General features: G+C 66.5%; 19 protein-coding genes. 4 read left to right on the top strand and 15 right to left on the bottom strand.

Going from position 1 to position 17,638, the window contains the following annotated elements; all coding sequences use genetic code 11:
* Positions 1–3 precede the first annotated feature (3 nt).
* The 14 genes from EPN33_12110 to EPN33_12045 all read right to left on the bottom strand — a co-directional run bounded on the left by EPN33_12110 (position 4) and on the right by EPN33_12045 (position 11,464).
* Positions 4–339, bottom strand: a complete 336-nt coding sequence (locus EPN33_12110; GenBank protein ID TAN21363.1) for a FliM/FliN family flagellar motor switch protein — start codon at positions 337–339, stop codon at positions 4–6.
* Positions 340–347: 8 nt separating this feature from the next.
* Complete coding sequence (locus EPN33_12105) at positions 348–773, bottom strand: flagellar basal body-associated FliL family protein (GenBank protein TAN21362.1); 426 nt, start codon at positions 771–773, stop codon at positions 348–350.
* 156 nt (positions 774–929) lie between these two features.
* Positions 930–2,177 carry a flagellar hook protein FlgE gene (locus tag EPN33_12100; GenBank protein ID TAN21361.1) on the bottom strand — a complete coding sequence of 416 codons (1,248 nt, stop codon included), beginning with the start codon at positions 2,175–2,177 and terminating at the stop codon, positions 930–932.
* A 43-nt stretch (positions 2,178–2,220) separates the two neighbouring features.
* Complete coding sequence (locus EPN33_12095; protein TAN21360.1) at positions 2,221–2,532, bottom strand: flagellar hook capping protein; 312 nt, start codon at positions 2,530–2,532, stop codon at positions 2,221–2,223.
* A gap of 9 nt (positions 2,533–2,541) precedes the next feature.
* Positions 2,542–3,915: a flagellar hook-length control protein FliK gene (locus EPN33_12090; GenBank protein ID TAN21359.1), complete on the bottom strand. Its 1,374-nt coding sequence runs from the start codon at positions 3,913–3,915 to the stop codon at positions 2,542–2,544.
* Between the two features lie 62 nt (positions 3,916–3,977).
* Positions 3,978–4,430 (bottom strand): hypothetical protein, encoded by a 453-nt coding sequence (locus EPN33_12085; protein ID TAN21358.1) that lies wholly within the window; start codon positions 4,428–4,430, stop codon positions 3,978–3,980.
* Complete coding sequence (locus EPN33_12080) at positions 4,427–5,743, bottom strand: FliI/YscN family ATPase (GenBank protein TAN21357.1); 1,317 nt, start codon at positions 5,741–5,743, stop codon at positions 4,427–4,429. Before EPN33_12080 ends, EPN33_12085 begins: the two co-directional genes overlap by 4 nt.
* Before the next feature lie 71 nt (positions 5,744–5,814).
* Entirely contained in the window at positions 5,815–6,486 is a 672-nt protein-coding gene (locus tag EPN33_12075) for a hypothetical protein (GenBank protein TAN21356.1), read from the bottom strand.
* An 11-nt stretch (positions 6,487–6,497) separates the two neighbouring features.
* Complete coding sequence (gene fliG, locus EPN33_12070; protein ID TAN21355.1) at positions 6,498–7,505, bottom strand: flagellar motor switch protein FliG; 1,008 nt, start codon at positions 7,503–7,505, stop codon at positions 6,498–6,500.
* 16 nt (positions 7,506–7,521) lie between these two features.
* On the bottom strand, positions 7,522–9,216 hold the full coding sequence (fliF, locus tag EPN33_12065; GenBank protein ID TAN21354.1) for a flagellar M-ring protein FliF: 1,695 nt from the start codon (positions 9,214–9,216) through the stop codon (positions 7,522–7,524).
* 18 nt (positions 9,217–9,234) lie between these two features.
* Positions 9,235–9,549, bottom strand: a complete 315-nt coding sequence (fliE, locus tag EPN33_12060) for a flagellar hook-basal body complex protein FliE (GenBank protein ID TAN21353.1) — start codon at positions 9,547–9,549, stop codon at positions 9,235–9,237.
* A 10-nt stretch (positions 9,550–9,559) separates the two neighbouring features.
* Complete coding sequence (gene flgC / locus EPN33_12055) at positions 9,560–10,012, bottom strand: flagellar basal body rod protein FlgC (GenBank protein TAN21352.1); 453 nt, start codon at positions 10,010–10,012, stop codon at positions 9,560–9,562.
* Positions 10,009–10,365: a flagellar biosynthesis protein FlgB gene (locus tag EPN33_12050; protein TAN21351.1), complete on the bottom strand. Its 357-nt coding sequence runs from the start codon at positions 10,363–10,365 to the stop codon at positions 10,009–10,011. Before EPN33_12050 ends, flgC begins: the two co-directional genes overlap by 4 nt.
* Positions 10,352–11,464 carry an AAA family ATPase gene (locus EPN33_12045; protein TAN21557.1) on the bottom strand — a complete coding sequence of 371 codons (1,113 nt, stop codon included), beginning with the start codon at positions 11,462–11,464 and terminating at the stop codon, positions 10,352–10,354. The genes EPN33_12050 and EPN33_12045 overlap by 14 nt, the downstream gene beginning before the upstream one ends.
* Positions 11,465–11,910: 446 nt before the next feature.
* Here EPN33_12045 and EPN33_12040 point away from each other — a divergent pair, with 446 nt between their 5' ends.
* Genes EPN33_12040 through EPN33_12030 form a run of 3 tightly spaced genes read left to right on the top strand, consistent with a single transcriptional unit; the run spans position 11,911 to position 15,356 of the window.
* The gene (locus EPN33_12040) at positions 11,911–14,064 is read left to right on the top strand and encodes a glycosyltransferase (protein ID TAN21350.1); all 2,154 of its coding nucleotides are present in this window, start codon (positions 11,911–11,913) and stop codon (positions 14,062–14,064) included.
* A complete protein-coding gene (locus tag EPN33_12035; GenBank protein ID TAN21349.1) occupies positions 14,061–14,861 on the top strand; it encodes an FkbM family methyltransferase in 801 nt (266 codons plus the stop codon). The genes EPN33_12040 and EPN33_12035 overlap by 4 nt, the downstream gene beginning before the upstream one ends.
* Positions 14,862–14,879: 18 nt before the next feature.
* Positions 14,880–15,356 carry a gluconokinase gene (locus EPN33_12030; protein TAN21348.1) on the top strand — a complete coding sequence of 159 codons (477 nt, stop codon included), beginning with the start codon at positions 14,880–14,882 and terminating at the stop codon, positions 15,354–15,356.
* A 6-nt stretch (positions 15,357–15,362) separates the two neighbouring features.
* Here the strand turns inward: EPN33_12030 and EPN33_12025 are convergent, their stop codons facing one another.
* Entirely contained in the window at positions 15,363–16,388 is a 1,026-nt protein-coding gene (locus tag EPN33_12025; GenBank protein TAN21347.1) for an AAA family ATPase, read from the bottom strand.
* 45 nt (positions 16,389–16,433) lie between these two features.
* On the opposite strand from EPN33_12025, the gene EPN33_12020 reads away from it, so the two are divergent.
* Positions 16,434–17,633, top strand: coding sequence for a GGDEF domain-containing protein (locus tag EPN33_12020; protein TAN21346.1), 1,200 nt, complete (start codon positions 16,434–16,436; stop codon positions 17,631–17,633).
* The last annotated feature ends 5 nt before the right edge of the window (positions 17,634–17,638 follow it).

Raw genomic sequence — 17,638 nt, 5'->3', positions numbered from 1 at the left:
CGTTTACGCCAGCCGGGTGATGCGCACCGCCAGCTTTTCGTCCACGCCTTCAAATTCCGCCCAGGCGAGCAGTTGACCGTTGGCGCGGACGGGAACATCGGCATTCTGCTGCCAGCGCGTTTCCACCACCGATTGCGGCGCCATGCGCAGCACATCGCCGACCGTGAAGTGCGGCACGGACAGTTTGACTTCGAGATTGCAGGGCAGCCACTGCAGATCCGTCCAGCGGTCGAGCGGACTGGACGGTGCGGGCGCTGCCACCGCCTCGGGCGCGGCGGGAGCGGGTGGTGCGGCCGCTTCGGGAAGGACTTCGGCAGTGGCAGGGGTAGCAGTGGCCATAGGGATTCTCAGCGCTGGATCAGAAACTGATCAAAATAGACTTCACGAACGCCGGCATCGGGCAGGCGCTTCTGCATTTCCGCAAGCACGGCTTTTTTGAGATTTTCTTTGCCCGCCGGCGTGAGCAGCACGGCGGAAGTCTGCGCCGTCACCAAATTCACCAGGGTGTCGCGCGCGACCGTCTGCACGGCGACATCGTCTTTCGCCGTGGGAGTATTCAGTCCCAGAGAAACGCCCAGCCGCAGATAGGCCGGTGTGGGGTCGTCCAGGTTGTAGACACTGGTGGGCAGGGTAATCACCCGCAGCGGCAGTGTTGCAGCCGCGGCTTTGACTTTTTTGCCGCCCCCGTGGAGCATCCCGCAGCCGGTCAGGAGCATGACGGAAAAGGCAACCGGCGCGGCGGCAATTCTTAGACGCTTCCTCATGCCCTGCATTAAGGCAATTGAAGCGCCATGGCCAGCTTAGAAGTCTCTAAGAAAAAGGGGGCTGGCCGCGCGCCTGCACGGCCAGCCCTGGCGGAAAGAACGATTGACTGGCGCGGGGCCTGGCGTGGCTGCGCCACGCCACCGGCTCCCCCGCGTATCGGACCATTATTGCTGCATGTTGAGCGTCGCCTGGGTGACTTGATTGAAGGTGGTCACCGCTTTAGCGCTGGCTTCGTAGCTCTGCTGCGCCTGAATCAGTTCGGCGAACTGACCGGCAATATCCACGTTGGACTGCTCAATCGAGCTGCCCTGCACCGAGCCGCGATTGCCGGACCCTGGTGTCCCGATGGTGGCGATGCCGGAGGCAGCGGTGGCGATGAAATTGTTGTTGCCAACCGCCTGGATGCCCTGGTCATTGGCGAAGGTTGCGAGTACGACCTGCCCCAGCGTCTGGGATTGCCCGTTGCTGAAGGCGCCGGTGATGGAGCCGTCGGGGCCGATACTGAAGTTGATCAAGCTGCCGCTGGGCACACCATCCTGATGCGAGGCCAGAGGGGCTGAGGCCGCCGCCGCCTGCGTGATGAGCGAATTGCCCTGGGGACCGAACAGCTTCCAGTTGATGTTGAACGCCGCCGCGCCATCGGCGAGTGCGGGCGAGGTGAGGTTGACGGTAATCTGCGGGGGCGTGCCGGTGCCGCCGGTCAGGTCGCCACTGGTATTGAAGGTCAAATTGCCGCTGGCCATGGTGGTGGGCGTGGCGCCGCCCGTATCCGCGCCGGGCAGGGTGACGGTATAGCTCCAGGCGTTCGTGCCGGTCTTGGTAAACGTCGCGGTCAGGGTGTGCGTGCCACCGAGGGAGTCGTAAACCTGAACCGGCTGCGAGAACGTGCCTCCCACCGCGGTCTGGCTATCGAGATTCATTCCCATCGTGACATTGGCAGTGGCCCGGGCAGGGCTGGTAATGCCACTGCCCACCAGCAGATTGCCGAGCGGCGCGTTGGGGTTGACCACGCCATTCACCGCTGGATAGCCCTGCACCAGACTGCCATCGGATGCTTCCAGATAGCCGGTGTTGCCGAGGACGAAATCGCCGGCGCGGGTGTACACTTGCTGGCCGTTGTTGTTGACCACGAACATGCCCGAACCCTGAATGGCCAGGTTCGAGTTAATGCCAGTGGACTGGATGGCGCCGTCGGTCAGGTTCATGGTCACGTTGCCGATGGCGGTGCCGGTGCCGACCTGCATCGGGTTGCCATCGCCGGATTCACCCAATGACTGATAGAACAGGGTGGTGAACTGAGCGACCGACGATTTGTAGCCGGGCGTGTTCAGGTTGGCCAGGTTATTGGCGATCAGCGTCATCTCCTGCGAGCTGGAGTTGAGGCCGGATAGCGGGACGGAAAAGGAAGGCATAGGGGCTCCTGTACGGAAAGTTGCAAATTGCCAGTTGAAGGTTTCAGGACTGGGCGGGCTTGGGACCAGCGTTGGCGCCGGAACCCGTGCCGGAGCCCGAGCCAGTGCCGGAACCGGAGGCGGGCTTCAGATCCTGGTTGATCGAAATCAACTGCTCCAGGCTGTTGAACTGGACCAGTTGCGAGACAAACTGCGTCGGATCCATGGGCTTGGTCGGATCCTGATGCTTCAGCTCGGCGGTGAGCAGACTGATGAAGTCGTTGCCGTTGAGCAGGCTATTGGCGTTGGTGGGCGCAGGACTGGGCGGGTTGCCGCTGCCGACGCTGCTGGTGTTGGGTGAAGCGATGCTGTGCATACGGTTACCTCAGGCGAGCAAATTCAGACGCGATCCTTGGGGGGTGGGGGGCAGCAATTCGGTGGGGGCCGCAGGCGCGGGTAGCGGCGCGGCGGGAGCGTGTGACGTGACGAAAGGGCGCGGCGGGGCTTGCGGCTGCGAATGGTTCTGCGCACTGCCGTTGCTGCTGCCGCCAGTCTGGGAGTGAATGAGTTGCAAATTACCGACCTGCACCTGGCGGGCGGTGAGCGTCTGCTCCAGCACCGGCAACTGCGCGGTGAGCCAGTGATGGGCATCGGCGCTGGCGATTGCCAGCGTCGCCCCGAGCACGTTGTTTTGCATGGTGGCGTGCAGTTGCACGGTGCCGAGCTGCTCGGTGCGGACGGCAAGGTTGATTTCGCGATTGGCCTGTCCTCCGAGCGCCGCATGAGCGGAAGCAGCTTGCCAGCCGGCTTGCAGGGACGGCGAGGGCGCGGCGGCCGGCGGAGCGGGATTGGCGGCCGTGGCCGGCGAAGCTGTGCCCGGCGCCGGATGGGACGCGGCCGCGAGCGGTGCGGCCGGCGTGGCCGTTCCCGCGGCGTTCGCAGCGAGGCCAGACGGCGCTGGCCCAGGCGTTACAGGCGGCGCAGCCGGCGCATTCCCATTGATCTTGAACGCGGGCTTGGCCGCGCTGCCGGAAGCCGGCGCGCCCGGCGTCGCGGGTGTAAACGCTTGCGCTCCGTTGCCGTTGGAGTTGCCGGCGGCGTTGCCGCTGCCAGCATGGGAATCATTGCTTGCCCCCGGCTGACCCGGCTGTGCCTGGCTGACCGGCGCCGGTGCAGCGTCGGTGTGCGTGGGTGCAGGTGTTGCCACGGCGGCGGGTGCCGCCGGGGCAGCGGACTTTGCGGACGCGATCGCGGGAGCCGGCAGCGTCGTACTGGCCGCCGCCACCGTGACTACCGGAAGCTTGGGCGCGGCGGTGGGCACCGCGGCGTCAGATTGCGGCGCGCTCTCCGTCACTGCCGCGGCGCTGCCCGGCGGCGCCGGAATGGGCAGTGGTGTCGCAGCAACCGCAACTGCTGCCGCCGGCAAAGAAGCGGCGGGCGCAGAAGGAGACGGGGTACCTGGGACGGCAATCAGGGCCGCTACCGGCGCTGCCGATGCGGCCGGTGCGGAAGCAGAGGACGGGGGCGTGCCTGGCTTCTTATCCGGCTTACCCTTGCCGGGCGTGCCTTGCGGCCCCGCAGATTTTGCGGATGCGGCCGGCGCCGCCAATGCCTGCTGCAAGTGCTTACCAAAGCCGTTTGTCTGCGCCGCAGCGCCATGGGGCGCTCCTGTGGAATTCGGCGAAGCCGGCGTGGCCGATGCGGAAACCGCGGCATTAGCCGGGGCCGGTGCGGGCGCGGACGTTGGAGCGACTGCCATCACGCTCCCCTTCTTGCACGCCGCCCGCCAAAGTCCCGTCCCCAAGGGAAGATTAGAAGCTTCTAACCTTCCTCGTGCTGGCGGTCGTGCCGGCGCAGCAGGAAGGCTTCATCCAAGGCGGCCTGGTCACGCCGGAGGCGTTCACGGCGCTCGGCCTCACGGCAGTGAGCCTCGAGGGTGTCGAGGGTTTCGCGCTCGCGGGTGCGGTGCAGCAGCACAAGCTGCTGCTGAAGCTGGGCGCGCTCGGCCTGGACTGCCTCGAGCCGCAGGCGCACCGCGCGCTCGGCTTCAATCTCATGGCGCAAGCCGGCAAGCTGCAACTCGGCGCCGCTGACCTCACTGCTCAGGTCGCGCAGCAGCGCCGACTGCTCGCTGCGAGCCTCGGCGCGGTTGCCGGCTTCGGCGGCGGTAATCGCCTGGCGCCGGGCGGCCAGCCGCGACAGCTTCATTTCTTCCTGCCGCTCGAGGCTGCGGCGTAGTTGCAGGACGCGCTGCAAGGAAGCGGTGAATTTCACGCGCTTTCTCCCAGCGGCAGCTCGAGCAATTGTTGCACCGAGGCGGCGAAATCGAGCTTCTCTGACGAGCCCTGGCGCAGGTACGACTGGATCACCGGCAGCGCCTTCAGCGCCTGGTCGAGCAAGGGATCGGCCCCAGCCTGATAGGCGCCGATGCGCACCAGGTCTTCCGAGCGGCGGTAGGCCGCCAGAAGCTGCCGCAGCCGGCCGGCCTGGCGGCGATGCTCGGGTGAAGTGACGGCGGGCATGAGGCGGCTGAGGCTGTCCAGCAGATGGATCGCGGGATAGTGACCCTGCGAGCCGAGCTGGCGGTCAAGAATGATATGGCCATCGAGCAGCGAACGCACGGCATCGACCAGCGGATCCTGCTGATCGTCGCCCTCCATCAGCACGGTATAGAAGGCGGTGATGCTGCCGTCGCGGAACTGGCCGGCACGTTCGACCAACCGCGCCAGCAGCGCAAACACCGAGGGCGTGTAGCCTTTGGCCGTGGGCGGCTCGCCCGCGGCGAGGCCAATTTCACGCTGCGCCATGGCGAAGCGGGTGAGCGAATCGACCACCAGCAGCACGTGCCTGCCGCGGTGGGCAAAATGTTCGGCGATGGCCGTGGCGGCGAGGGCGGCGCGGATGCGCAACAGCGGCGACTGATCGGAAGTTGAAACCACCACCACCGAGCGCTTGCGGCCTTCGTCGCCGAGCGCGTCCTGCAAAAATTCGCGGACTTCGCGGCCGCGTTCTCCCACCAGCGCCAGCACGGTGAGGTCGGCCATGGTATTGCGCGTCATCATGCCGATGAGAGTGCTCTTGCCCACGCCGCTGCCGCCAAAAATCCCCAGACGCTGGCCGCGGCCGCAGGTCAGCAGGCCGTCGATGGCGCGGATGCCCGAACCGAGCGGCTGTTCGATGAGGACGCGGTCCATGGGCGAGGGTGGCTCGGCATCATACGGCCGCGTCGCATCGGTGAGAATTTCGCCGAGCTCATCGAAAGCAAGGCCGCTGCCGTCGGTGACGCGTCCGAGCAGGGCATCACCCACCGGCATGGCGGGCTTGGCGCCCCAGGTCACCAGGCGATCGCCGAAGCGAATGCCTTGCAATGCGCGTAGCGGCATGCTCAGGACGGTAGATTTGCGGAAACCAACCACTTGCCCCTCCACGCCGCGGCCATCGGCGCCGAGAATGGCGCAGACTTCACCCACCGAGCAGGGCGGGCCATCGCTTTCGACGATCTGGCCGACGGCTTTGACCACGCGGCCGCTCCAGCGCCAGGTGGGCAGGGACTCCAGCGTGTGGAAGTAAGGACTGAGCGGCTGCATGGATTCCCGCAGGGCTGCGCTCGGCTGCGGCGAGCGATCCGCTGGCGGTGAAGGTGCCGTTTCCAGCATGACTAGTCCAGGGCGGGTCTGGAGGCATGGACCAGCGCCGTGCGCCGGCCGAGCAAGTCGGCAAAGCCCCGCTCAATCTCCTGCAGTTGCGCATCGAGGCCGAGGTCGGTGGAACCTGTCGAGGTTTCCAGGCGGCAGCCGTTGGGTTCGAGCGCTGGGTCGGCATGCAGCGTGGGTGCGGGCGCCAGCAGGGGCTCGCGCACGAGCAGCGCCTCCCAGTGCGGCATCTGCGACGGCGGTACATACAGTTCGACGCGGGTGCCGGACGAAAGACGGTCGAGTGCCAGACGGGCGCTGGCGGCCAGAAAGAGGGGATCCATCTGCGCCTCGCGGTGCAGGATGCGGCGGGCGATGCTGAGCGCCAGCTCCACGACTTCCCGCTCCAGGTGCAGAAAATAACGTTCCCGCTGTTCCGCAAACGCCAGCAGCACCTGCGCCACCGTTTCGCGTTCGCCGGCGATGCCGCGTTCGAGCGCCGCGGTGAGACTGGCCTCCATTTCCGCGCGGCCCTGCTGCCGCGCTTGCTGTTCACGCGCGGAAACTTCTGCTTCGCTGACGCCGGCGGGCTGCGGCGCGGGTTTCGACTGGGTGCGCTGGTCCTCGCCGGGTTCGGCGTGATCCAGATAGACGAACTTTTCGACAACCAGCGTGCGTGCAGACGAGGACGTTTTCATAGCGTTCGCGCTCAGACAATCAGCTCTTCGTTGTGGTCCGCTTTGAGAATCATCTTGCCTTCCTGTTCCAGACGGCGGGCAAGGTTGACCGCTTCCTGTTGCGCGTGCTGCACATCGCGGGCGCGCACTGGCCCCAGGGCTTCCATGTCTTCCTTCAGCATATCGGCGGCACGGCTCGACATCGCCTGCAACACATGCGTGCGCAGGTCATTGGGCGCGCCTTTGAGAGCCAGGGCGAGGGTGCGCTTGTCCACGGCGCCCAGCCACTCGCGCAGGCTGGCTTCGGGGACCGAGACCATATCGTCGAAGGTGAACATGAGGTCGCGGATGCTGAGCGCCATGGCAGGATCGGATTGCTCGATGGCCTCCAGCACGCGCTTGCTGGCGGCCATTTCCGTGCGGTTGAGGATATCGGCGACGGCTTTGACGCCGGCGTAGGCGCGGCGGGACTTTTCCCCCAGACCTTCAAACTTGCGGTGCAGCACCATGGAGATCTTTTCGGCCATCTCCGGCGAGAACTGGCGCATTTCCGCCAGGCGGCGCACGGCTTCGGCGCTGGCGCGCTCGGGCAGCAGGGTCAACAGGCTGCTGGCGGCGCGCACGCCCAGGTGGGCCAGAATGACGGCGATGGTCTGCGGGTGCTCGTCCTGCAGGAATTTGGCGAGTTGCGGTGGATCGGCCTGCTGCAGCGAATCGAGATTGCCGGCCCGGGCCTCCTGTGCTTCCATCACCTGGCTGAGCAGCTCGCGCGCTTCCTTGTCGCCGAAGGCCTTGACCAGCAGGTTGGTGGCGTACTCGGTGCCGCCCTGGGCAAGGTAGCTGTGCGTCATCAGGAGGTTGCTGTATTCCTCCAGGACGTCGTGGGCTTCGGTGGGCGCAACAAAGGAGAGCTCGCTGATCTCCTCGGTGAGGCGCTGCACATCATTTTTGGGCAGGCAGCGGTAGACCGAAGCCGCGGCATCATTGCCCAGCAGGACCATGAGCACGGCCGCTTTGCGCACGCCGGAGGGGGCAGGCATGGGAGCCAAATGCATGTTAGCGGACCTCCTGGTGCTTGTTCATCCACCCTTGGACCAATCGGCCGGCGACAGCGGGTTCGCGCCTGACGCGTTCCGACAAACGTTCCTTGAGCTGCAGTACGTGGGCGACCTCGGGCGGGGTGGCGTCGGGATCGGCTTCGAGCAGCTCGGTCATGTTCAAGATCTCGTGCTCTACTTCCGGCGGCATGGCCGGGGTTTCGTTCTCCTGCGGTGCTGCCGGCGCCATAGCTTCACCGACGCCGAGCTGCGGATTGGGCGCATGCGCACCCGCAGCGGGCTTATGGCCGCGCAAGGTCATCGCCAGCGCCAGCACCACCAGCAGCAGGGCGCCCAGGGCCGCCGCGATCCAGGACAGCGGTACGGGCAGGCGGTCGCTCCAGGGCACCGGCGCCGCCGGTTTTCCGGCCGCGGCCGGGGGCGCCGGCGGATTATAGAACGGAAGGTTGGAAACGGTCAGCACATCGCCGCGTGCGGGATTGAGGCCAATCGCGGCCGAGGCCAGTGCCTGCAGTTGCTGCATTTCGGCGGGCGAGCGCGGCACGTCGACCGTGATGGTTTTTTTGCCCTGCGGCTGCGTCGTGATGGCGTCATCCACGACCACGGCGGCCGTGATGCGCTGAACGGAGCCGGCGGCGCGGGTCGTGTGGGTCACGTCGCGGCTGACCGCAAAGGTCTGGCTCTGGGTCTCCTGACCCTGGGGACCGCTAAGGCCGAGTTGGGCCTTGAAGTTCGTGCCCGGCGCCTGCGACGTGGGTAAATTGCTGGTGGTGCCGGGCACGCCGCTGGCGGGGGCGACGGCGGCCGGACCGGTGCGGCTGACATTCGAACTGACTACGGCGCTGGCGTTGGGATTGTAGGTTTCCTGGGTTTGGTCGCTGGTCGTGGGATCATAGGCGACTGCCACGCTGGCATGCACATGCGCCGCGCCGACGATGGGCGCCAGGGTGGCGATGATCTTCGCCTGCAGGTCGCTCTCGAGCTTGCTCTGCGTCTGCTGGCCGCTGCTCAGCGCCACCTGGCCGCTGGCGTCCATCACAGAAACATCCTGCGCTGCGAGGTGATCGACGGCGCCCGCCACCAGATGGCGGATGGCGGAGACCAGACTTGTCCGTAACTCACCATCGCGCAAGTTGACGACGACGGCGGCCTTGGCCGGCCGCTCTTCGGAGGTGAACAGGGAATCGTGCGCCTGGGTGATCTGCACCCGGGCGGTGCGCACGTCGTCCATGGACTCGATGGTGCGCTCCAGTTGCCCCTCGAGAGCGCGCTGGTAGTTGACCTGCTCGGCGAAATCGCTGCCGCTCCAGTTGGTCTTATCGAACAGCTCAAAGCCCTGCTGGTTGCTGTGCGGCAGACCCGCTGCCGCCAGCGCCAGGCGCGCGCGGCTGAGTTGCGCCTCGGGCACGCTGATGCTGGCGCCGTTGGTGCCGGTCTGATAGGGAATGGCCAGCATGTCGAGCCTGGCCGTCACCTGCTGGGCGTCGTTGGGCTGCAGATTGGCGTACAGCACCGTGTAGTTGGGCTGGTTGGCGCGCAGAATCAACATGGCCAGCAGCACCAGCACGCCGATGACGCCGCCGGCCACGATCAGCCGCTGGCGCGGGTTCATGCTGCCCATCATCGATCCCATCTGGGCGCCGGCCTGGCGCAGCGAAAGCAGCGATTGTCCGGGAGTGGCGGTTTGCGACATGGCTTAGTTCAGCACCGGTTAGAACTGCATGTTGGCGATCTGCTGATAGGCCGCGACCGCCTTGTTGCGCAACTGCAACATCATGCCGAAGGCCAAATCCGCCTTTTCGACGGCGATCAAACTGGCGTGCAGGTCCTGGCTTTTGCCCTGCAGCAAGGCGCCCACCTGCTGTGCCGCCTGCGACTGCATGTCCTGCATGTTCTGGATGGCGCCATCGAGCTGCCCGGCAAAGCTGCCGCCGGCGGCGCCATCCGCTCCGGCGGGCGGCGTAGGCGCGGTGGCCGGTGTCGGGGGCGTGAGTAGTGGCAGGTTGGCGGAGATTAGCGGAATCATCGTAAGCCGTTTAGCTCAACAGGGTGAGCGTTTGTTGGATCATGCCCTTGGTGGCCTGGGTGGCGGAGATATTGAGCTGATAGGAGCGGACGGCCTCCATCAGGTCGGTCATCTCCTGCGCGGGATTGATGTTGGGATAGGTGACGTAGCCCTGGGCGTTGGCGTTGGCGCTGCCGGGTTCATAGCGGCGGATCAGCGGGGACTGGTCGGTGACGACGGCCTGGACGGCCACGCCTTCGCCGGCCGTGCCCGTGCCGGACGGGGGGGAGGCCTCGGCGGTATCCAGCGCGTTGGCAAACGCCAGCGGCTGCGAACCGAACACCACCTCCTTGCGGCGATACACCTGCCCGGGATTGGCGCCCGCGCTTTCGGCATTGGCGAGGTTGCTGGTGACCACCTCGGCGCGCTGGCGCTCCGCCAGCAGCGCCGAAGCGCTGATATCGAGCACGCCAAACAGATTCATGGCAACTGACTCCCTCCGTTAATGGCCAGGCTCAGGCGATGGAATTCGTCGCGCAGTAGCGCCACGCCGGTGGCGTACTGGAGCTGGGTTTGCGCCATCAGAAATGATTCCCGGTCGAGGTTCACGTTGTTGCCGTCGGGGCGCTCCAGCAGGCCGCGGACGTTGTGTTCGGCGCTGGCCGGATCCAGGCCGCCTTCGGCGGCGGCGAGCGCCTGCTGAAAATTCAGATCGCGCGTCTGGTAGCCGGGCGTATCGATGTTGGCCATGTTGGAGGCGATGAGCGTCTGCCGCGTGGTGGCCACATCGAGATAGCTCTCGAGACCGTGAATGATGGCGGGATCAAACGAAAGCATGAGTTCCGGTTGCCTCCGTCCACGCCTCAGCACGGCGAGGACCAATGCGGCTCACGCCGCCTTCGCCCGGGGCTGCGCCCCACGCCTCCCGCTGGTCGGCTCCCCTCACGTCGCCGGTGCGCGGACGAGGGGCGGTCTGCCAGGCTTGGGCGGCGGGAAAATGACGCGGCAGCAGCTCTTCCTGACCCGAGGCCAGAATCGAGGCCCGTTCGAGCGCGTGCTGCAGTTCGCGCACGTTGCCCGGCCAGGGATATTGTTCCAGCAGATCGAGCGTCTCGGCGGCGAAGCAGAGACCGGTCTCGCCCGTTTCCGTCTGCCATTGCCGCAGAAAATGCCGCGCCAGCGGCACGATGTCTTCCGGACGCTCGCGCAGCGGCTGCAGTTCGATGGGGAACACCGCCAGGCGGTAATAGAGATCGCGGCGGAACTCACCCGCCGCCACCTTGGCGGCCAGATCGGCATTGGTGGCGGCCAGCACGCGCACATCCACGTGCTGGGGGTCGTTGCAGCCCAGCCGCTGCAGCTCGCCCTGCTGCAGGAAGCGCAGCAGCTTGGCTTGCAGCGCCAGCGGCAGGTCACCGATTTCATCGAGAAAGAGCGTGCCGGTGTGGGCGTTCAGGATGCGGCCGGCGCGGGATTGCACCGCCCCGGTAAAGGCGCCGCGCACGAAGCCGAACAGCTCGGATTCCAGCAGAGCCTCGGGAATCGCGGCGCAATTGACGACCACGAACGGCCGCTGCGCGCGCGGACTGGCGGCATGCACCGCTTCGGCGATCATCTCCTTACCGGTACCGGTCTCCCCCAGCAACAGTACCGGCGTGCGGCGCGGCGCCACCATGCGCACCAGCGCGCTGACATCGCGCAGATGGAGGCTGCGGCCGATCATTTGCGGCAGCAGCTCGACGGCTGCGCCCAGCCGTGGCTCCAGCGGAAGGCTGCGCGGCGCCGCGGCCACCGCGGTCAGCCGCGCCGGAGCAGCGGACCGTTGCGGAACCGCTCCGGCCTGGAGCTTGTCCAGGCAGGCGGGCACGCCCTCGGCCGGAAACGTCGCCGAATCCACGACCTCGACCGGCATTTGCGGATACTGCGCCGTGACCATGTCCCGTAGCTCACCGGCGTCGAGATCGGGCAGTTGCCGGTCCAGGACCAGGCCGGCGCAGGGCGTGGCCTCCAGTTTCAACAGGGCATCGGCGCCGCCCAGGGCTTCCAGGCCCGGCTGGCGGGCCGCCAGCAAGGCATCGAGGACCTGTTTGCGGAAGGCGGCATCGCCGCTGGCCACCAGCACGACGGGCGGCGGGACAGCGGAGACGGATTGTGGCGTGTGAGTCAAAGTGGCTTCTCCTGAGTAGCAGTATCCAGATACTACGGAGGGATTCTTAGAATTTGATTAGGCCAACATTAATTTTTTCTTGGTCCGGCCACCGTTTTCAGTGATTTCCGGGCGCTCCGCTTCACCCGCTGCACGCCGGGGGCCGCGCCCGCCGGGGCCGCGGGCTGGCCCTCGGCGTGCTGATTGTGATGTGAGTCATTGAGGAGTCAATTGACGTGTCCCTGACCAGCATCGCGCTCGCCGGTTACGGCGTCCGCACCCGCCATGGCGCCAGCGTGCCCGCCGCGGCGTCCGTTCTGCACCCCGGCGAGCGGCTGCTCGCGGGAACGCCGGCGCAACTGCACGCCGCGGCGGCGACGCCCGGGCGCACCACCTTTGTTCCGGTGCACTATGCCGCCGGCGGGGAGTGGGAGCTGCTTGCGCTGGAGCCGCGGGGCTTAGGACCTCCGCTGCCGCCCGGCGAAGCCGGTGACGAGCGGATCGATCTGCGCATCCGCATTGCCGCCACTACCGCCGCGCCCGAGCCGGCAAGCGAGGGCGGCAGCCAGCCCTGGCAGCGGCTGCGGACGGCGCTGTGGCAGGAGATGGCGCAGACCGGCAGCGGCGTCGCGGCCATGGCGCAGCTCACACAAGCGCCGGGGCTGCACGCAATATGGCCAGCCCTTGGTTTGCGGAATCTGGTGGCCATGCTCGCGCGACAAGGTGCGCGGGCGGAAGCCCTGAAGCTGGTCGAGCAGGCGCGGCAGGCCCATCCGGAGTATCGCGAACTGGACTATCTGGCGGCGAAATTATTGCTGGCGGAAGGCGATCCCCTCGGGGCGCTGGCCGCGCTGCGACGGGCGACCCGGGAGGTCGCGAACCCCGGGGCGGTGTACGTGGGCAGCGGCGGCGAGGCAGGCTATCGCGCACACCACGTGATGGCACAAATCGCCGAGCGCAGCGGCAACCAGGCGGTCGCTATCCGTCATTATCTGACCGGGGTGCTGGCGCGGCCCGCGTATGAGCCCTCCGTGATTGGGCTGCTGGGGCAGCGGGCGCCGCGGTCGTCCTTGCCCGGTCTGGATATGCTGCTGCTGCATCTGGGGCGCGCGGAACCCCGCTATCAAACCGCGGTATTCACCTGGTGGCTGCTGCATCAGCGCTGGGAGACGGCGGCCCGCGCGCTGCGCATATGGACGATGCCGGAGGAGCAGCGCCGCGCGGCCGAGGAACGTTTGGCCGCGGTACATCCGCCGGTGCAATGCGCACGCCGTGCCGGCGAGCGTGCCGGTGTGGTGCTGCAAGGGCCATTCCTCATGGTGGCGAGCTCGGCCCGCATCAATCGCTATTTGGGAGGGGCTCTGCTCGCCGATGCTGCCTTGGACGTGGCGCTCGAGCCCACACTCCCGGCCGAGGAGCGGCAAGGCGCCTTCCCGGCGCCCGCGGGTTGGGCGCAGGGGTTGCGGCGGCTGCCGCGGCGGCTGGACGTTACCATCCGCCATGGCTGGCCGCCCGAGTTCACGCCGCCCGGGCGCGGCAAGCTGGCGGTGATTCTGCCCTGGGAGTTCGGCGCCATTCCGCGGAGCTGGGTCGAGCCGATGAACCGCATGGACCGCATTTGGGTGCCGTCGCAATTCGTAGGTGAGGTGTTGGCGCGGGCGGGCGTCGAGGCCAGCCGGGTTGAGGTCATCGCCAACGGCATCCACCGGGAGCTGTTTCGCCCGGAAGGCGCAACCGCACGGCCTGCAGAAGTCCGTGGCATGAGTTTTCTATTTGTTGGCGGAGCGATTGCACGCAAAGGGATGGATGTGCTGCTGGCGGCCTGGCGCCAGGCCTTCTCCGCCCGCGATGAGGTCACGCTCGTCATTAAAGCCATGGGCGCGCAGACGTTTTACCGCCATCTCAGTCTCGCGGAGGAGATTGCCGTAGCCAGCCGCGATGCCAAGGCGGCGCCGATCCTCTATCGCGAGGACACGTGCAGCGAGGCCGAGCTGGCGGCGCTCTATCGCGGTTGCGATGTGACCGTGCTGCCGTATCGTGGCGAAGGCTTCGGCATGCCGCTGGCGGAAGCACTGGCCTGCGGCAAGCCGGTGATTGCGACCGCCGCCGGGCCGGCGCCCGAGTTTTGTCCGCGGGAGGCCGGCTGGTGGGTGACCGCCCGCGAGCAGGAGGTTCCGCGCGCGCTGCAGCCGCCGCAGGCCATGACCGGCCCGTTCACCTGGTTCGAGCCGGACGTGGACAGCCTTGCCGCGGCCCTGCAAGCCGCCGCCAGCGCCAGCGCCGCCGAGCGCGCCCGGCGCGGCGGCATTGGCTCCGCGCACCTGCACGCCCGCTACGGCTGGGAACACATTACCGCGCAGTACCGGCAAAGCCTGGAAGCCTTGTTATGAAAACCGCACCGCGTAAGGCTGCTTTCGTCTTGGGCGCCACTGATCAGGGCACCTTCATCCTCAACCGCTTCGACTACCACCGGCTGGCGCCCGATACCACCATCGGCATCGGGTTCCATCTCATGGATAGTTGCGCCTGCGATCCGACGGAAGTGAACGCCGAAGTGGGGCTACTGGAGATGAGCCAGCAGCTTCGCGGCGCCGGGGTGGTCGCGCTCGACTGCGGCGCCAACATTGGCGTGCATACGGTGGAGTGGGCGCGGGCGATGACGGGCTGGGGCACGGTGGTCGCCTTTGAGCCGCAGGAGCGGCTGTTCTACGCACTGGCCGGCAATATTGCCCTGAACAACTGCGCCAACGCCTGGGCGCGGCATGCTGCGGTGGGCAGCGCCTGCGGCAGCCTGCGCGTGCCCGTGCCCGACTACAACCAGCCGGGCAGCTTCGGCAGCCTGGAAATGCGGTGCGCGGCGGACAACGAGAATATCGGCCAGCCGATCGATTACTCTTCCGGCGCGACCGCTGAAGTGGAATGCGTCAGTGTCGACTCGCTGGGGCTGGGGCGCGTGGATCTGCTCAAGATCGATGTCGAAGCCATGGAGATGGAGGTGCTCGAGGGCGCCCGGGCGACGATTGCGCGCTGCCGTCCGGCGCTGGTGGTGGAGGCGCTGAAAGGCGAAAAAGAAAAGCTGCAGCCCTGGCTGGAAGCCGCCGGCTACAGCGTGTTTGCCATGGGGCCGAACCTGGTCGCGGTGCATGCCGCCGATCCGCTGTGCCAGAGGATCCGGCCCGCCCACTAAAACGTTATTCTGGGTACGGTGTTGTACTTGGTCATGGGTGTGGCGGGAGCAGGCAAAACCACGGTGGGCCGCGCGCTGGCCCAGGCGCTGGGATGTGCGTTCCTGGAAGGCGACACGCTGCATCCGCCCGCCAACATCGAGAAAATGGCGCACGGTATTCCCCTCAACGATGCCGATCGCGCGCCCTGGCTCACCGCGATCCGCAAAAAGCTGGAAGAGGCCGCCGCAACAGGCTCCGATCTCGTGGTCGCCTGCTCGGCGCTGAAGCAGCGCTATCGCGACACGCTCGATCACGGCCTGCCCGTGCGCTGGATTTATCTCCAGAGCGACCCGGCGCTTTTGCACCAGCGGTTGGAGCAGCGGCAGGGACATTACATGAAGGCCAAGATGCTGGCCAGCCAGCTTGCCGATTTGGAGCCGCCCAGTGCGGCGAACGCGGTCATCGTAGACGCGGCGCTGCCGCCCGATCAGATCGTGGCGCGGGTGCTGACTTAGTCCGGGTCAGGCAGCCGGAGTTTCGGCCAGCAGCGTCCGGAGTTTGTTCTGCAGGCTCTTGTAGCTGATTTGCAGTTGCCGTGCGGCGAGGCGGCGGTTCCAGTGCGTGTCGGCGAGGGCTTTGAGGATAGCGACCCGCTCTGCTTGCCACGCCGCTTGCCGGCCGATAGCGAGCAGGGAAACGGGTTGGGCCGGGCTCAGCGATGGTAGCGACGAAGTGAGCGCCGGAGTTGCAACCGCCTGCGGCGGCGCCGGTTCGAGGAGGCTGGCCAGAAGGGCATCCGTATCGGTGAGCACGACGTAGCGCTTGATGAGGTTTTCCAGCTCGCGCACATTGCCCGGCCAGGAATATTGCAGCAAGCGCTTCCGCAACGTGGCCGGAATGACCGGCACGGCGCGTTGATATTGGGCACTGTATTTTTCCAGGAAGTGGTCGGTCAGCCGCGGAATATCCTCGAGCCGTTGCCGCAAGGGCGGCAACTCCAGGGCGATCACGTTGAGACGGTAAAAAAGATCGCGCCGGAATGCGCCTGCGGCGACCGCCGTGTGTAAATCCGCGTTGGTGGCCGCCACCACACGCACATTCACGCTCAGCGAGCGCCGCCCGCCCAGCCGGCTGAACTCACCATCCTGCAATACCTGCAACAGCTTGGCCTGCAATTGCAGCGGCATTTCGCCGATCTCATCGAGGAAGATCGTGCCATCCTCGGCCAGTTCGAATTTGCCCGATTTCTGGCGCGTGGCGCCGGTGAACGCTCCGGGCTCGTAGCCAAACAGCTCACTCTCCCACAGTTCGTCCGGGATCGCGGCGCAGTTGATTTTGACGAACGAGGCGGTCCGTTCGGGATGGGATCCCAGCAGGCGGGCGACGACCTCCTTGCCCGTCCCACTCTCGCCCTGGAGCAGCACAGTCAGATTCGTACTCGCAATCTGATCCAGCGTGCGACGAATGGCGAGAATGGTTGGGCTTTCTCCCAGCAGCGGCAGCGGAGTTGCCAGGGCAGGCGCGAGGGCGAGCGAACGCATGACCATAATGGCTCACCGTAGCGCAAAAACAGGACGCAAACATCCCCCTTGATGGGTGCTGCCGGATTGAGGCTCAAGATGGCGCGGCGCGGGGATCGCCGCCAAGCGCAAGAGGCGACAAGGCGGCGTTCTTGCTCATCTCATCCCTGTGAGAGCCGGGTGAAAGGCGAGTGGATGCGTGTACAACCAGGCAAGCTGACCATCCCCGCTGATGCCATTGTCGAGGTCGAAAACGAGCCCAGCCCAGAACTGTTTGCGCAGCATGGCGCCGCCCTGACCAGTCTATTGCGTTTGGCTTTGTTGTCGGGCACGGAGTTGACGTTGCCAACGGCCCTGCAACTGGTGCTGGATACCGCCCAGACGCTCGTGAATTCCGATCGTCAACTGATCTGTTTTGCGCCGGCCCAGGCTCCCCAGGCTTGGGAGCGGCTGGGGCATGGCATTGAACTGGGGACGGTGCCGGAGGAAAACGTGCTCAACGCCTGGGTCGGGCATGTAGGCAAGCCGGTTCTGGTCACACGCGGCCGAAATGTTGAAGTGGACGCGTATCTGGACCGGCTCCAGGCGAAGGTAGCCGCCGCGGTGCCCCTGTTTTTGCAGCATGGCTGGGCGGGATCACTCCAATTGTTTCGCATCGCCGAACGGCACTTCAACGAGACCGAAGCGCGGCTGACATGGATCCTGAGCTTGCTGGCGGAAAATCAGATGGCGGCGATTGAATCCATGCGGCAGTTGACGCAGTTGGCTTCGACCGATTACCTGACCGGGCTGCGCGCGCGTGGATATTTCGAGCGCGCGCTGGAGCAGGAGGTTCATCGCTGCCTGCGCCGCTCCAGCCCGAGCGGCTTGCTGCTGCTCGATCTGGATGACTTCAAAGCCGTCAATGACCGCTGGGGACACCAGGCCGGGGACGACGTGCTGCGTCAGTTCGCGCGGCTCTTACCGCTGGGGCTGCGGGAAGTGGACACGGTCGCACGCTTCGGCGGTGATGAATTCGCGCTCATTCTGCCCGATACCGGTGCGGAAGGCTTGCGCCTGGTCGCTGAGCGGGTGAGTGAGAGCGTCGAACAGTTCCGCTTCCGGCTTCCGGAATGCGAGCAGGATCTGCACCTGCACCTCAGCCTGGGACAGGCGGTTTGTCCCGATCAGGGACGCAGCGCCGAACAGGTCCTGCGTGCGGCCGACGCCTCGCTCTACGAGGCCAAACGGCACAAGCAGCCACTCTGGCATGGCGTGCGGCACGCAAGCTGAGTGGG

It is taken from the genome of Acidobacteriota bacterium (genome assembly GCA_004299485.1).
In the GTDB taxonomy this organism is placed as follows: domain Bacteria; phylum Acidobacteriota; class Terriglobia; order Terriglobales; family SCQP01; genus SCQP01.
The sequence above is the reverse complement of the archived record's forward strand: the minus strand, read 5'-3'. Positions and strand labels throughout refer to the sequence as shown.